Below are 14,321 nucleotides of genomic sequence, written 5' to 3'. Positions count from 1 at the left end.
ACAGAATGTGAAAACGTCAATACAGGTGACGGGGATTTACGCTGAGTGTGAGAAACCGCAAACAAAGATTAAAAAAACTATGTATGCCAGTTTTCAGCAGGGAAATTTATGCTACTCGCTATGTTGCAGCACAATTATCTTCATATTTCGCAACAATCAGTGATTAACTTTTATTCAGATCGGGTAAATTTTCTTGCAGAACGGTGATTATCTGAGCACTAAATACCGCGAACGTTAAAACGCACAGCGAAAAATGCTGAGGTTATCCATAAGCAACGCGAAAAAAGATCAATCTATATATAAAAAAATACAATGGATTATGTCACAAAATCGTTAACAGACAGGAAGAAGGCGGGATAAGGGGCGTTTTGGTGAATCAGGATGAGTAAGCTGCTAATGCAAAAAGGGCTAACCTTGCGGTTAGCCCTTCTTTAAATGTGGTCGGCGAGAGAGGATTCGAACCTCCGACCCACTGGTCCCAAACCAGTTGCGCTACCAAGCTGCGCTACTCGCCGAATGCGGAGCGCATCTTACTGCTGAGGTGCGCCCCCGTCAATCCCTTAAATTAAAAAAGCCCTTCAACTGGCGATATTCTCGCCAGACGCGTTACTGCGCGGCTTTCGCCTTACTATCAGGGAGTTTGCACCAGTTGTTATTTTCGTTGATACCGCCATCAGGAGAGGTATAACCCAGGCAACCCAAAATGGTGTCGTACAGCTCAACATGACGACGCGGCACCTTCATGTCTGCCTCTTTTTTCAGGTGGGCAAACATCTTCGCTTTCTCCGGGTCTTCGAGGTACTTGTCCGACATCCACACCATCATGGGCACGCGGAACTGTTCCGGAGGAGCCATATTACGTGGCGTACCATGCAGGTGCTCAAATTCATTAATTGACTCACCGTGATCCGCTGCATAGAACACAATCGCTTTCTTATCGCGTACCTGGTCAATCACCGAATCGATAAAGTGATCCACATACAACACTGAGTTATCGAAAGAGTTAATCAACTGGTCTTTGGTACAGTCTTTATCCACACCAATACATTCCGGCGTCCACCTGGCAAAGCTACGCGGATACCGTTGGGTGTAATTAAAGTGCGATCCTTTGGTATGCAGAATAATCATATGCTTACCATCAGGATTTCCATTAAGAGAGAGCTTCATCTCATTAATCAGCAACATATCATCGACAGACTTGCCACGGTTACGTGGCTCCGCACCGATTTGCTCACGATAGGCAATGTTCTGCGCCATGGTGTTACTGTAGAACCACATCTCGCTTTGCATTGCATACAGAGCGGAAGTAAAGCCGAGCTGGTGAAGCACCGAGAAGACATTTTGCTCTTTCAGTGTTCGCTGCGGGTTATCGCTCGCTCCACCCTCGCGCACAAACATGCAGCGTAAGGAGAGCTTGGTGGCGGTATCACAGGAGTAACCGCGATAGGCAACCAGGTTTTTCTCCTGAGCCAGTTTAGGCGTGGTATCACGGTCATAACCCAGAATGCCCATATGATCCCAGCGTGTCGTTTCACCAATGATAAAGACGACATAGGTATCATCGATATCTTTTGGCGCGTCATAGGTAAATTTCTTTGCCGGGTTCAACAACGATTTGTTATCAGAGGATTCGTCCACCTGTGCCCAGGCATACAGCCCCAGAGCGGAAATCCAGTTTGACGGCAAATAAGAATTTGCAACCACACCACCGTAGCTTGGCATGTCCACGCCAGACGTACGCTCATAATTTTTCTGCTTCACTTCCAGCAGGCGAATCGGCCCCCAGACCATCAACCCAGCGAGCAGCACAATCGCGACACTTCTGAAACGTTTCCCCGGCGTGCGAATCTGGTGTACCAGCGTGTACCGGCAGCGGTTGCTCCAGATGAGCAGCAGCGGCAAGGTACTGACTGCCACCAGCCAGAGAATAAAGTGCAGACCAACGACCTCTTTAGAGAGATCTATATCCGTCGTCATCACCGAAGCAATAATGCCGTAGCCAATGACAACGTTCATAAAAGTCATGTAATAACTGGCACCAGCGGAGCACAGCACAATAAACGTTGCCAGTACTCGCCATACGCGGCGGCCAAACAGGGTGAGAACCCGGAATAAAAAGAAGGTGACCAGTACAGCAGCGACCAATTCGACAACCGCTGCAACTCCTTTCCAGACGGTAAAATCGTGCGCGTATCCGTCAAACCGACGGAAAAAAACTGCGCCATTCATAAACAGGCCGATGTACAACGCCAGCAAAAAGCAGAGCTTTTGTTGCGCCATCGATTTAATGTATTTCATGCAAGCTACCCGGAAAAAGGGACGGTACCACCGCCCACTCGGTATTAAAAGTAGGCAGATTAGATATACGCTCAGGGGATCGTTAATCAGAAACGTCTACAAGCGTGGTAAGTAGACCACAGGGATGGGAAAAAGTGGCAACAGAGAATGTGATCGGTGCAGTTATTTACAAAAAAGCAAATCCTGAAACCGACGTTTTCATCTAAGCCTCAGTTTTTAAGATAATAAAAAGGCCGGATAACCGGCCTTTTTTTGTTGTCGTCAGGCATGCGCTTCGTTAAAGACTTCACGCTGCGGCTGGCGAATGGTGGTCGACAAGGCCAGCGAGATTATCAGCAAAGCAAATATCACGCAGAAGGTCACATAGAACCCACCGAACAGCGAGGCGATTAACGAGCCGCAGATACTGCCGATGCCAAAGCCCAGATAGATAACGCCGTAGTTTTTCGCCAGATTGTTCAGGCCGAAGAACTCACTGACCAGCGACGGGAAGACGGTAATCGTGCCGCCGAAATTAAAGGCCACACAGGCAATTGCGGCGAAGAACGTGGCTTCGTTCAGTGGGGCAAACAACAGCGCCGCCATCCCCACCAGCGAAACAACCTGCCCGATAGTAATCACGCGGATACGGGCAATTTTGTCAGACAGAATCCCGAGCACCAGACGGCCAGAGAGGTTGGCAATGGAGATGACGGTGACCGCATTCGCCGCTGTTGCCGCATCCAGTTTCACCATTCCCTGAGCAATATCTTTCGCCACCCCAATCACATACAGACCGCTCATGCAGGCTGTCAGGAACATGACCGCCAGCATCCAGTACTGTGGTTGACGCATAGACTGCGCAAGGGTGAAATCATTCTCCACCACACCGTTAACGGTTTTCACTTCCTGCTGCGGCGCATCTTTCATCAGCGTGGCGCCGAACAGGATCATGACCAGAACGATAGCGCCCCAGATCATGAACGTTTTTTCGAGCCCCACGGAAGCAAGCAGGTGGGAATCGATAAATTTAAAACCGAGGCTCCCCAGGCCATAGGACCCGATGGCAAACGCAGAGATTAAACCTTTACGTTCCGGGAACCACTTCACACAGTTTGACAGGGTCAGCAGATAACCTGCACCGTCGGCAAGTCCCACCAGCACCCCGGCGCTCAGCCACAGCATCATCAGGTTGCTGGAATGCGCCGTCAGGAAAAAGCCCACGCCCAACAAGATACCGGATGCCATCGTCACCCGCTTCACGCCGAATCGCTCCTGCAATTTTCCCGCGACGGAAGATGAAAGCGCCAGCCCGAGGCTCAGCAAGCCGAAGGAGAACGCCACCTGGCTGACCGGTGCACCAAGCTTATCGGAAAGTGCACTGTTAAACAGGCTCCAGGTATAGACCGACCCCAGCGCAAACTGGGTCACGATGGTGCCAAAAAGCGTTAGCCAGCGTGTACGGTTGTTAGTTGATGTGTTCATGGCAGTTGTCCTGCAAGAGAAAGTAAGGGAATCCGCTGAGGACAACGATAAACAAAACCTTAATATGCCTGGGGTAAAACGGCATGAAATGCAGGAGGAAAGGAATGAAATGCCATAAATCGGGAATGAATGACCTTGCCGGGGAATGAAGCGACAGCGTGTTAGTGACTGCTATCGCTACAACCCCCACGGCTATTGTATTCAGGATGTTATCGGCACGTTTAAAAAAGTAACAACCTTAAAAATTAGCGCTCACGCCCAGGGTGTACATAAACTCCTCACCCGTGGTGGTGTATTCCCCTTGTGCCAGCGACGCATAGGCCGCCATATGCGTATTAAACGGAATATCCGTTCCGACGGTTACATCCATCCAGTTGCCGCTTTGTGTCGGTGCAGGTGTCTGTGGCATCCCAAACTGGGATTTCCACTGGTTTTCACCAAACTGCTGGTTATAGCTTATCTGCGCCCACGGGCGAAGCTCGCCGTACTGTGTATCCACGCGCCAGCCAAGCGTGCTAACGCTGGCATGCCAGAGTGGGTCGGTAAGCCCCTGCGTCGTCGCGCTGTCACCAAATTCGTTGATCATCATCGGTGCCGTGCCGTCATAACGCCATGCCATCACCGGACCGGTCGTGATACGCCCTGACACCGGAATGTTCCAGCCCACGCTCATGGCCCCTGCCGGCGTGGAACCCGACGGTAAACTCAGCGCAAGCCCGGGGGCATTTTGTGAGGACTGAATCCGCTCGGCGAGAATATCCTCATAACGCGGTTGGTGATCCGCATCCCATGTATAGCGTTCCGCCGTATTACTTTGGGCGTCTGAAACGATATATTCCTGTTGCCAGGCAAATGCTGTATTACAAAAAAACAGACAGGCTGAAATCCCCGCCAGGCCAGAAACAGCATGGCGACCACTGATTTTTTTTATCATCATCAAAGCGACTCCAGAGAGAGCCGAATTCGGCGATATTTGTCATTGTTTAGGAAGAGTTTTGCGGGCATATGGCCCTGTATTAACTATTGTCTTTATAGTAGACACGTCAAGCCTGACAGAATGAAAATTTTGCGATAACCGTTTCATTAAGGGAGATAACCGATGCAGCGTTGCGGTTGGGTAAGCCAGGATCAGCTTTATATCGACTATCACGATCGGGAATGGGGCGTACCGGAGACAGAAGGGAAAAAGCTTTTTGAGATGATCTGCCTGGAAGGTCAACAGGCGGGCTTGTCATGGATTACGGTGCTTAAGAAACGGGAAAACTATCGTAATGCCTTCCATCAGTTCGATCCGGTCGCCGTCGCTGCCATGACCGAGGACGATGTGGAACGGCTGGTCCAGGATGCAGGCATCATCCGCCATCGCGGTAAGATCCAGGCCATCATTGGTAACGCGCGCGCTTATCTGGCGATGGAGCAAAACGGAGAACCGTTCTCAGAATTTGTCTGGACGTTTGTGAACAATACGCCGCAAATTACCCAGGCCGCCACGCTCGCGGAGATCCCGGCTTCCACCCCGGCGTCGGATGCGCTCTCTAAAGCGCTGAAAAAACGCGGCTTTAAATTTGTCGGCTCCACCATCTGTTACGCCTTTATGCAGGCCTGTGGCCTGGTCAACGACCACGTTACCGGCTGCGTCTGTCATCCAGGGAGGCACCATGATCCGCAAATGGGAAAGTGATAATGCCGGGCCACTCCTGAGTCTGTGGCTTGAAAGCACCACGGAGGCGCACCCGTTTATCAGCGCGAGCTACTGGAAAGAGAACGAAGGTATGGTGCGGGATGTTTACCTGCCCGCCGCCGAAACCTGGGTATGGGAAGAGGATGGAATGCTGCGCGGCTTTATCAGCGTCATGCAGTCCCAGTTTGTGGGCGCGCTGTTTGTCTCAACTGACTTTATTGGTCGGGGGATTGGGCGTGCGCTGCTAAACCATGTTCAACAGCGCTTCCCGTATTTAAGCCTGGAGGTCTACCAGAAAAATGTCCGGGCGGTGAATTTCTATCATGCACAGGGTTTTCGCATTGAAGACAGCGCCTGGCAGGATGACACTCAGCACCCAACGTGGATCATGAGCTGGCAGGCGGATCAAACGCCGTGAGCGTAAGCTCGGGTCCCTGATATTTCTCGACCCAGGCCAGCGCCGTGTTCCCCGCGCAGCCATTCCCCAGCTTCGAGCTGGGGAGATCTTTGGTCAGAACGTTTACTGCACCGTTTTTACAAATACCGCCTTCGCTCGGCTCCAGGTCTGGCCATGCCCCCTGGTGAATGCAGATAACGCCAGGTTTAATCCCGTCGCTCACTACCGCCCCTGCCAGCACCTGGCCACGCTGATTCCAGACGCGAACCACGTCACCGTCAACGATCCCACGCGCGCGCGCATCTGCGCTGTTCAGGGTCACGGGCTCTCGCCCGGCAACCGCATACCGCTCGCGCAGTGATGAATAGTTAAGCTGGCTGTGCAGGCGATGGGCAGGGTGGGCCGATAACACCTGCAGCTGTTCCGGCTGGGCATTACCGTGCCACTCGTCCGGCTCAAGCCACGTTGGATGCGCCGGACAGTCGGCATACTTAAATTGGGCGATACGCTCGCTGTAGATCACAATCTTCCCGCTCTCGGTTTTCAGCGGATGGTTCTCCGGGTCGCGTCGGAAATCGGCGAAGCGAACAAACTGCGCACTCTGTTCGCTCTCCGGCATCTCAATAATCTGGTTCGCTTCCCAGAATTGTGCAAATGGCGGCAGCGTCACGCCCTGCGTAGCCCCGCGCTGACCGGCAATCTGGTAGAACGTCTCCAGCCACTGCAAATCCGTTTTGCCCTCGGTAAAACGCTCGCGCCCTCCCGTTTCCCACAACTCGCTCAGCTCAGCAAACACCTCAAAATCATCACGCGCCTCATCACGCGGCGCTACGACGCGCTTCATCGGTACCATATGCTGATTGCTGTAGTCACCGGTCATGGTGAGGTCGTTACGCTCAAACGAGGTGGTCGCCGGCAGCACAATATCGGCATGTTTGGCTGAGGCGGTCCAGAAGCATTCTGAGATAACCACCAGTTCTGGCTTCTGCCAGGCGCGGATCAGGCGATTCGTGTCCTGGTGATGAGTAAAGTTCGCGCCGCCGGCCCACCAGACAAACCGGATATCCGGGAAGTGGCGATCCAGACCGTTATGCTGATAAAACCCGCCCGGGTTTTCCAGGGCTTCAACAATGCGCGCCACCGGGATTTTATCCACGGCATCTACACCGCCCTGAACCGAGCCCTGCAGAGAAGCCAGCACTGCCGCTTTGCGGGTCGGGTTGCCGCCATTGGCGAAGTGATAAGAGAGACCAAACCCACCGCCCGGCGTACCAATTTGCCCGAGCATCGCGGCCAGCGTCACGAGCATCCAGTGTTTCTGCTCACCGAACTGCTGGCGCTGCATCCCCCATCCGGACATTAACATCGTGGTGTTTTGGTGGAATAATGCTGCCAGTTCACGCAGTTTGGCCGCAGGAACCCCACAAATCTCTGCCGCCCACTCTGCCGTTTTGGCAATACCGTCTGTAGTGCCCGTCAGATAGTCGGCGAAGTTGTCAAAACCGGTGGTACAGCGTGCGAGGAACCCGGTATCGTGCCAGCCGTTCTCCACCAGCGTATGGGCAATGCCCAGCATCATCGCCACGTCGGTGCCCATATGCGGGGCAATCCACTCGGCGCTGTCGCCAAAGAAGTCCATGGTTTCCGAGCGCATCGGGTCAATGCAGATGATGCGTTTGCCGCTTTTACGCAACGCATCGAAATACGGGATCCCCTGCTCGTCACTGGCATTCCACGCGATTTTCAGGGTATTGAGCGGGTTGGCGCTCCACAGCACCACCACATCGGTGTGCTCCAGCACCAGCGGCCAGCTGGTCTGCTGCTGATACACTTCGTTACCGCCCACCACGTAGGGCATGATCGCCTGCGCTGCGCCGGTGGAGTAATCCCCAAGATGGCCGGTATACCCCCCGGCCAGACTCATATAGCGCTGCAGTAACGTCGAAGCCTTATGCAGCACGCCGTTTGAACGCCAGCCGTAAGATCCGGCAAAAATGGACGACGGGCCATACGTGTCGCGAATACGTTTGTGCTGCGCATGGATCAGCGCCAGCGCGTCATCCCAGCTCACCCGGACAAACTCATCCTGACCACGAATCCCCTGCGGCTTGTCTGGCGACGTCAGAAATCCTTTACGCACCATCGGCCAGCGCACGCGCGTTTTGCTGTGCACCTGATCGCGAACGACGGTCTGTAAAGAGTTGGGATGTTGCGTTGGCAATGCCCCGCGAGACGACAGAACATTTTCGCCATCGGTTTCGACCAGCATCGGCCCCCAGTGGGCGGCGGTCAGAATCGTTTTTGTTGAGGTGCTCAAGCGTGCGCTCCTGGTTGCGTGCAGGTTTTACGGCCTTCTTAGTGAGGCAGTTTATGGTTTGTCACAAATTTCAGAGTTATACCCGGAATTTTCTCCGTATCTGGACGTCATAATCAACTGCCACGCGCGTCGTGGCAAAGAATAAAAAGGATTAAGGAAATAAGATGAAAAAACGCGTATTCGTTATTGCCGCTCTGGTGAGCGGTGCACTGGCTGTTTCTGGCTGCACAACAAACCCTTACACCGGTGAAAGCGAAGCAGGTAAATCCGGCATCGGCGCGGGTCTCGGCTCGCTGGTAGGGGCTGGTGTGGGCGCACTCTCCTCCTCCAAGAAAGACCGCGGCAAAGGCGCGTTAATTGGCGCAGCGGCAGGTGCAGCCCTGGGCGGCGGCGTGGGTTATTACATGGATGTGCAGGAAGCAAAACTGCGCGACAAAATGAAAGGCACCGGCGTGAGCGTGACGCGCAGCGGCGATAACATCATCCTGAATATGCCAAACAACGTCACCTTCGACAGCAGCAGCGCAACGCTGAAACCTGCGGGGGCGAATACCCTGACCGGCGTGGCAATGGTGCTGAAAGAGTACAACAAGACTGCGGTGAATGTGATCGGTTATACCGACAGCACCGGCAGCCAGGATCTGAATATGCGTCTGTCTCAGCAGCGTGCCGATTCTGTGGCCAGCTCGCTGATCACGCAGGGCGTTGCAGCAAACCGCATCCGCACCAGCGGCATGGGCCCTGCAAACCCTATCGCCAGCAACAGCACGGCGGAAGGCAAAGCGCAGAACCGTCGCGTTGAGATTACCTTAAGCCCAATTCAGTAAGGGCTGCCCCCCTCTTCCAGGGGAGAGGGGGATAAGGGCATCATGCCGCCACGTCGGCATGAACCGCTTGCCATCGCTAATTTTCCCGCTAAGGTGTTCTCACTCACTTCAGGGAATTCAGCGATGAGCAAACCAACACGGGCCACAATCAGCGACGTGGCGAAAGCCGCCAAAACCGGTAAAACCAGCATTTCACGCTACCTCAACGGCGAGAAACACCTGCTGTCCGATGCGTTGCTCGCTCGTATTGAACAAGCCATTGCCGATCTCGACTACCGCCCGAGCCTTATGGCGCGCGGGCTCAAACGGGGTCGTACCCGTCTTATCGGGCTTATCATCGCCGATATCACCAATCCCTACTCCGTTAACGTATTGAGCGGAATTGAAGCCGCCTGTCGCGAAAAGGGCTTTACGCCGCTGGTCTGTAATACCAACAACGAAGTCGATCAGGAGCTGCATTACCTGGATCTGCTGCGCAGCTATCAGGTCGAAGGGATTGTGGTGAATGCCGTGGGCATGCGTGAAGAGGGCTTAAACCGCCTTCAGCAATCCTCCCTGCCGATGGTTCTTATCGACCGCAAAATCCCGGAATTCGCCTGCGATGTCGTCGGGCTGGATAATACTCAGGCGGCGACAACCGCCACTGAGCATCTGATTGAACAGGGCTTTGAAGCCATCCTGTTTCTGAGCGAACCTCTGGGCATGGTCAACACCCGTCGTGAGCGACTGAGCGCGTTTCGTGCCACGCTGGAGCGTTACCCCGGCGTGATTGCCGAGAATGCCGAAACGCCCCTCCACGAAGCCGATCAGCTCGACAATACCCTGCGGCAGTTCCACACCCGCCATCGCGGAATGCGTAAAGCCGTTATTTCTGCCAACGGGGCGCTGACCCTGCAGGTTGCCCGCTCGCTTAAGCGCATTGGCCTGCACTGGGGAAGCGATATCGGTCTGCTGGGGTTCGACGAACTCGAGTGGGCAGAACTGGCTGGCGTCGGGATCACCACCCTCAAACAACCCACCTGGCAGATTGGCTATGCCGCTGTTGAACAAGTGGTTCGTCGTATTGAAGGCACCAGCGATGCCGTTCGCGAGCAGGTATTTTCCGGCGAGTTGATTGTTCGCGGCTCCACCGCCCGTTAATTTTCCCTTGTGATACCGATCATAAATTCAACATCCTGACCTTTTCTTTGGAACCGGTTCCATCTAGCGTAATAGTATTGATGTATTGCGATGGAGTCCGACGATGGGCAGAAAAATCATGGTGGTCACCGCCGCGTATGGCGCGGAACAGGTGCGACAGGCAGGTGGTCAACGGGCAATGCTGCCCGTCATTGCGGGCGCGGGTGCCGACGGCGTCGAGATCCGCCGCGAGTTGTTCAACAGCGAAGAGCTGCTGGCGCTGCCCGCGCTGGGTGAATCCATTGAGTTGCTGGGCCTGCTGGCATGCTACTCCGCCCCTGCGGCCCTGTTTATGCCCGATGGCACCCTCAACCCTGACCTGCCCCGTTATCTCAGCGAAGCCAGTACCCTGAATGCGCTGTGGCTCAAGGTCTCGCTGGGTCATTTCAGCGACACCCAGCCGCTTCACGCCCTGCGTGCCCTGCTCGATGAAAGCGGTATGGCCCTGGTGGTGGAAAACGACCAGACCGACTGCGGCCAGCTTGCGCCGATGCAGCGCTTCAAAGCCGCCTGCCGGGACATGGCGCTGCCCGTCACGCTGACGTTCGACATGGGCAACTGGCTGTGGGTGGGCGACTCCCCGGAAGAAGCCGCGCGCCATCTGGCCTCTGCAGTGAGCTATATCCACGTTAAAGCCGCCGTGCCGCATAAAGAAAATTTCCGCGCCGTGGCGCCGGATCGGGCCGATGCGCGCTGGCTGGATCTGCTTTGCCAGCTGCCCGCCGATGCCCCGCGTGGTATCGAGTTCCCGCTGGAAGGGGCGGATTTAACCGCCGTCACCCGTCATTACGTAAACCTGCTGCGTGAGGAGTAAACCATGCACAAGACGCTGGATGTGATCACTATCGGCGAAGCCATGGCGATGTTTGTCGCCACCGAAACGGGCGACCTGAGTACGGTGGAGCACTTTATCAAACGCGTGGCGGGGGCTGAGCTGAACGTCGCGACCGGCCTGGCGCGCCTGGGTCTGAACGTCGGCTGGGTCAGCCGCGTGGGTGATGACAGCTTTGGCCATTTCGTTCTCGATTCGCTGAAAAAAGAGGGCATTGATGCTTCCGGCGTCACCCTTGATGGACGCTTCCCGACCGGTTTCCAGCTTAAATCGAAAGTCGAAAATGGAACCGATCCCATTGTGGAGTATTTCCGTAAAGGCTCTGCGGCGAGCCACCTCTCAGTCGAGGATTACCACGCCCACTATTTCGCCTCCGCACGCCATCTGCATCTGAGCGGCGTGGCGGCTGCGCTTTCAGCCAGCTCGTATGCATTACTGGATCATGCCGCAACCACCATGAAGGCTCAGGGGAAAACGATCTCATTCGATCCTAACCTGCGCCCGGTACTGTGGAAAAGCGAAGCGGAAATGGTCGAGAAGCTGAACCGTCTGGCGTTTCAGGCTGACTGGGTTCTGCCGGGTGTGAAAGAAGGCATGATCCTGACCGGTAAAAACACCCCTGAAGGGATTGCCGATTTTTACCTCAACAAAGGGGTAAAAGCGGTGGTGCTGAAAACCGGCGCCGATGGCGCCTGGTTTAAAACAGCTAACGGCGAGCAAGGCGCAGTCGCGGCCGTGAAGGTTGATAACGTGGTTGATACCGTCGGCGCTGGCGATGGTTTTGCCGTGGGGGTCATTAGTGCCCTGCTGGAAGGCAAACCGCTGCAGCAGGCCGTCGCCCGGGGCAATAAAATTGGCTCGCTGGCAATCCAGGTGCAGGGCGACAGTGAAGGATTACCGACCCGCGCGCAGCTGAACGAATAAATTCCGTTTCCCTCCCCCTCTCCTCAGGTAGGTCAGGGGGAAACAAAACAAACCACCGTGTACCCTACATACAACGGCGGTACAAACCTCAACAACAGAGGCAAGCCTATGAACAGTTCGACCAATGCAGTAAAACGCTGGTGGTACATCATGCCAATCGTGTTTATCACATACAGCCTGGCGTACCTTGATCGTGCCAACTTCAGTTTCGCGTCCGCGGCAGGGATCACCGAAGACCTGGGGATCACCAAAGGTATCTCTTCGTTGCTGGGTGCCCTTTTCTTCCTGGGCTACTTCTTCTTCCAGATCCCCGGCGCTATCTATGCGGAGCGTCGCAGCGTCCGCAAATTGATTTTCGTTTGCCTGATCCTGTGGGGTGCCTGCGCCTCACTGACCGGCGTGGTGAATAATATTCCTGCTCTGGCAGCCATTCGCTTTATTCTTGGGGTCGTTGAGGCAGCGGTAATGCCCGCGATGCTGATTTATATCAGCAACTGGTTTACCAAATCCGAACGCTCACGAGCCAATACTTTCCTGATCCTCGGTAACCCGGTCACCGTGCTGTGGATGTCGGTGGTTTCTGGCTACCTGATCCAGTCCTTCGGCTGGCGTGAAATGTTCATTATCGAAGGGGTACCAGCGGTTATCTGGGCATTCTGCTGGTGGATGCTGGTAAAAGATAAACCTGCGCAGGCGAAATGGCTCTCCGAAGATGAAAAAGCCGCTCTGCAGGCGCAGCTGGATAAAGAACAGCAAGGCCTGAAAGCGGTGCGTAACTACGGCGAAGCATTCCGCTCGCGTAACGTGATTCTGCTCTGCGCCCAGTATTTCACCTGGAGCATTGGCGTGTACGGTTTCGTACTGTGGCTGCCATCGATTCTCCGCAATGCCGGTGAAAACCTTGGCATGGTGGAAGTGGGCTGGCTGTCGTCCGTGCCTTACCTCGCAGCAACAATCGCCATGATCATTGCGTCATGGGCATCGGACAAAATGCAGAACCGTAAGCTGTTTGTCTGGCCGCTGCTGCTGATCGCTGCCTTTGCCTTCATTGGTTCCTGGGCCGTCGGCGCGAACCATTTCTGGGTCTCTTACACCCTGCTGGTGATTGCGGGTGCGGCAATGTACGCCCCTTATGGACCGTTCTTTGCGATCATCCCGGAGATGCTGCCGCGTAACGTCGCAGGCGGCGCGATGGCACTGATTAACAGTATGGGAGCGCTGGGCTCGTTCTGCGGCTCCTGGTTTGTGGGTTACCTGAACGGAGCAACCGGCAGCCCGTCCGCATCGTACATATTTATGGGGGTAGCGCTTTTCGCCTCCGTGTGGCTTACTCTGATTGTTAAGCCTGCTAATAATCAACAATTACCTGTCGGCGCACGCCACGCCTGAATCCTTAAAAATCAACGGAGATTAGCATGAAGCCGTCCGTCATTTTGTATAAAGCACTGCCGGAAGATCTGCAGAAACGCCTTGAGGAACACTTCACCGTTACCCAGGTGAAGAACCTCAGCCCGGAAACCGTGGCACAGCACGCCGATGCGTTCGCCAGCGCCGAAGGTTTGCTGGGTTCAAGCGAAAAAGTGGATGTCGCCCTGCTGGAGAAAATGCCGAAGCTTCGTGCTACCTCTACCGTTTCCGTGGGCTATGACAACTTCGACGTGGATGCCCTTAACGCCCGCAAGATCCTGTTGATGCATACGCCACATGCGCTGACGGAGACCGTGGCCGACACGCTGATGGCGCTGGTCCTCAGCACGGCGCGTCGTGTGGTCGAAGTGGCCGATCGCGTCAAAGCTGGCGAATGGACAAAAAGCATTGGTCCGGACTGGTTTGGGGTGGATGTTCATGGCAAAACGCTGGGCATCGTTGGCATGGGCCGTATTGGCCTGGCCCTGGCACAGCGCGCACATTTTGGTTTTAACATGCCGATTCTGTATAACGCGCGTCGTCATCACAGTGAAGCCGAAGAACGTTTTAACGCCCGCTACTGCGAGCTGGATACGCTGCTGCAGGAAGCCGATTTTGTCTGTTTGATCCTGCCGCTGACGGACGAAACCCGTCATCTTATCGGTAAAGAGGCGTTTGAAAAAATGAAGAAAACGGCCATTTTCATCAACGCGGGTCGTGGCCCGGTGGTGGATGAGAAGGCGTTGATTGAGGCTCTGCAACAGGGTGAGATCCATGCTGCCGGTCTTGACGTGTTTGAACAGGAACCGCTGCCGGTGGACTCACCGTTGCTTTCATTGCCCAACGTGGTGGCCCTGCCCCACATCGGCTCAGCAACCCATGAAACACGCTATAACATGGCTGCAACCGCGGTAGACAACCTGATCGCTGCCCTTAGCGGAAAGGTGGAAATCAACTGCGTTAACCCGCAGGTTCAGCGATAGAAATGAAAAAAC

The 14,321-nt window shown here is 54.8% G+C and carries 12 protein-coding genes and 1 tRNA gene; 8 read left to right on the top strand and 5 right to left on the bottom strand.

All coding sequences use genetic code 11. From position 1 onward, the window contains the following. Positions 1–438 precede the first annotated feature (438 nt). The 4 genes from AM379_RS09040 to AM379_RS09025 form a co-directional block, all read right to left on the bottom strand. A tRNA-Pro gene (locus AM379_RS09040) sits at positions 439–515 on the bottom strand. A 91-nt stretch (positions 516–606) separates the two neighbouring features. Then, on the bottom strand, positions 607–2,298 hold the full coding sequence (gene eptB / locus AM379_RS09035) for a kdo(2)-lipid A phosphoethanolamine 7''-transferase (protein ID WP_025206419.1): 1,692 nt from the start codon (positions 2,296–2,298) through the stop codon (positions 607–609). 261 nt (positions 2,299–2,559) lie between these two features. Then, positions 2,560–3,762 carry an L-lactate MFS transporter gene (locus tag AM379_RS09030; RefSeq protein ID WP_106503626.1) on the bottom strand — a complete coding sequence of 401 codons (1,203 nt, stop codon included), beginning with the start codon at positions 3,760–3,762 and terminating at the stop codon, positions 2,560–2,562. Between the two features lie 238 nt (positions 3,763–4,000). Beyond that, positions 4,001–4,699 (bottom strand): autotransporter domain-containing protein, encoded by a 699-nt coding sequence (locus AM379_RS09025; protein WP_020882635.1) that lies wholly within the window; start codon positions 4,697–4,699, stop codon positions 4,001–4,003. Positions 4,700–4,861: 162 nt separating this feature from the next. Here AM379_RS09025 and tag point away from each other — a divergent pair, with 162 nt between their 5' ends. Together tag and AM379_RS09015 are read left to right on the top strand one after the other, a co-directional pair. Next, on the top strand, positions 4,862–5,443 hold the full coding sequence (gene tag, locus AM379_RS09020; protein WP_014168140.1) for a DNA-3-methyladenine glycosylase I: 582 nt from the start codon (positions 4,862–4,864) through the stop codon (positions 5,441–5,443). Continuing rightward, complete coding sequence (locus AM379_RS09015; protein ID WP_032679358.1) at positions 5,421–5,861, top strand: N-acetyltransferase; 441 nt, start codon at positions 5,421–5,423, stop codon at positions 5,859–5,861. Before tag ends, AM379_RS09015 begins: the two co-directional genes overlap by 23 nt. Here the strand turns inward: AM379_RS09015 and AM379_RS09010 are convergent. Next, on the bottom strand, positions 5,830–8,109 hold the full coding sequence (locus AM379_RS09010; RefSeq protein ID WP_236900329.1) for a molybdopterin guanine dinucleotide-containing S/N-oxide reductase: 2,280 nt from the start codon (positions 8,107–8,109) through the stop codon (positions 5,830–5,832). The genes AM379_RS09015 and AM379_RS09010 overlap by 32 nt on opposite strands. A 212-nt stretch (positions 8,110–8,321) precedes the next feature. Here AM379_RS09010 and AM379_RS09005 point away from each other — a divergent pair, with 212 nt between their 5' ends. The 6 genes from AM379_RS09005 (at position 8,322) to ghrB (ending at position 14,309) form a co-directional block, all read left to right on the top strand. Further along, positions 8,322–8,984, top strand: a complete 663-nt coding sequence (locus AM379_RS09005) for an OmpA family lipoprotein (protein ID WP_014168137.1) — start codon at positions 8,322–8,324, stop codon at positions 8,982–8,984. A gap of 123 nt (positions 8,985–9,107) precedes the next feature. Further along, positions 9,108–10,124 (top strand): LacI family DNA-binding transcriptional regulator, encoded by a 1,017-nt coding sequence (locus AM379_RS09000; protein WP_032679356.1) that lies wholly within the window; start codon positions 9,108–9,110, stop codon positions 10,122–10,124. Positions 10,125–10,227: 103 nt separating this feature from the next. Next, positions 10,228–10,977, top strand: a complete 750-nt coding sequence (locus AM379_RS08995) for a sugar phosphate isomerase/epimerase family protein (RefSeq protein WP_032679355.1) — start codon at positions 10,228–10,230, stop codon at positions 10,975–10,977. Positions 10,978–10,980: 3 nt separating this feature from the next. Continuing rightward, positions 10,981–11,919, top strand: coding sequence for a sugar kinase (locus tag AM379_RS08990; protein ID WP_014168134.1), 939 nt, complete (start codon positions 10,981–10,983; stop codon positions 11,917–11,919). A 108-nt stretch (positions 11,920–12,027) separates the two neighbouring features. Continuing rightward, positions 12,028–13,308: an MFS transporter gene (locus tag AM379_RS08985; protein WP_020882640.1), complete on the top strand. Its 1,281-nt coding sequence runs from the start codon at positions 12,028–12,030 to the stop codon at positions 13,306–13,308. 26 nt (positions 13,309–13,334) lie between these two features. Then, on the top strand, positions 13,335–14,309 hold the full coding sequence (gene ghrB / locus AM379_RS08980; protein WP_014168132.1) for a glyoxylate/hydroxypyruvate reductase GhrB: 975 nt from the start codon (positions 13,335–13,337) through the stop codon (positions 14,307–14,309). Positions 14,310–14,321 lie beyond the last annotated feature (12 nt).

Source organism: Enterobacter cloacae complex sp. FDA-CDC-AR_0132 (assembly GCF_003010695.1).
GTDB lineage: Bacteria > Pseudomonadota > Gammaproteobacteria > Enterobacterales > Enterobacteriaceae > Enterobacter > Enterobacter ludwigii.
Note: the sequence above shows the minus strand (reverse complement) of the source record. Positions and strands in the feature narration are given on the sequence as shown.